A 1,482-nucleotide genomic window follows, 5' to 3' on the forward strand; every position below is an offset into this window, starting at 1 on the left:
GAAGGGTGGCGTTTGGCTTTGAGGATGGCCTCGTCGCCGTTGTGATAGGCGAATGTGATCTCGATCGAGCCGTCGTCGAGCAATTCAGCGGAGCCATCGCCAGTGACCTCGTCCATCTCGTCAAAGCCGGCCCATGTGAAGAACACCATATTGGGGCCATAGCTGAGATCGAGGCCGGCTTGCAGTGCGCCAAAGGCGATCTCACCGTGGTTGTCGGCTCCGATGGCAATCGTGGCGGGATCGACAAGGTCGAGATGATCGCGATCCCAAAGATCGGCCTCGACGATCCACCAGCGGCCGATCAACTGGCAGTTCGCCGGCGCACTCATGCTGGCGCCGCCAGCAACTTCGGCAACCGCACGAGATTGTAGGCGGCGGCGCTGAGGGTGAAGGCCCATTCGACGCGGTCGCGGCCACGCAACTTCGTCTTCTCTTGCCCGGCGATGGTCTTGATCCAGCCGAACGCTTCTTCGATGCGCTTGCGGATGCGCTGGCTGACGGCATAGCCGCCGTGCCGCGTCGTGCGGCGATCGATCGCCGAACGACGGCCGTTGGTGTTCTGCGCCACATGCGGCGTCACCTTCATCGAGCGCAACTCGTTGATGAAGTCCTGCGCATCATAGGCCTTGTCGGCGCCGATCGTGATCGCCTGCGGCCGGTCGGCACGAGGCTCGATCATGTGCAGCGCCGCCACCCGTTCGGCATGCCCGTCGGCCAGCGTCAGGCAGGCATCGACCAGCAGGCCATGGCGGTTCTCCATCAGACCATGCCCCATGAAGCAGAGCTTCGCCTCCTTGCCCGGCCCCTTGCGGTAGAGCCTTGCGTCCGGATCGGTGGTCGAGGCATGCGTCTGGTTCGAACGCTTCTGGCCGTGGAAGTCTGCCTCCGTATTGCGTCCGCCGCCCTCTGCCGGCGGCTCGCCCGAGCCGTCCTTCGGCTTTACGCTCTTCATCGATGCCCAGGCCTCGATCAGCGTGCCGTCGACCGAGAAGTGATCCGTGGACAGAAGCCTCTTCGCCTCGGGCTGCGCCAGGACCGCGCTCAGGAACTTTGCCGCGATGTCGCCCTCAAGCAGCCGGTCGCGGTTCTTCGAGAACACCGAATGGTCCCAAGTCGCGGCGTCGACGCCGATGCCCACGAACCAGCGGAACAGGAGGTCGTATTCCAGCCGCTCCATCAGCAGCCGTTCCGAGCGGATCGAATAGAAGGCCTGCAATAGCATCGCCCGCAGCAGCTTCTCAGGCGGAATCGACGGCCGTCCGATCGGCGAATACAGCGCGGCGAAGTCCAGCTCCAGCGCCGACAGCGCCTCGCTCACGATTAACCGGATCGCCCGCAACGGATGATTGCGCCGCACCCGCGCCTCAAGGTCAACATAGCTGAACAGTTCGCCAGTTCGATCGTCGCCGCCGCGCACCCACCACCTCCGGAATCTCTACGGAGACACTGAATCACGCTCGCAGCGTCGCTGCGAGCGCCTTT

Annotated in this window: 2 protein-coding genes; both read right to left on the reverse strand. The window is 64.0% G+C overall.

Annotated elements, in window-relative coordinates:
• A partial coding sequence (locus ACSQ3E_RS30820) for a hypothetical protein (protein ID WP_436125509.1) occupies positions 1 to 329 on the reverse strand: 329 nt, incomplete at its 3' end.
• Entirely contained in the window at positions 326 to 1,417 is a 1,092-nt protein-coding gene (locus ACSQ3E_RS30825; protein ID WP_436125510.1) for an IS5 family transposase, read from the reverse strand. The genes ACSQ3E_RS30820 and ACSQ3E_RS30825, both read right to left, overlap by 4 nt.
• Positions 1,418 to 1,482: the final 65 nt, after the last annotated feature.

The organism is Aminobacter sp. LjRoot7 (assembly GCF_964252895.1).
Taxonomy (GTDB): Bacteria; Pseudomonadota; Alphaproteobacteria; order Rhizobiales; family Rhizobiaceae; genus Aminobacter; species Aminobacter aminovorans_B.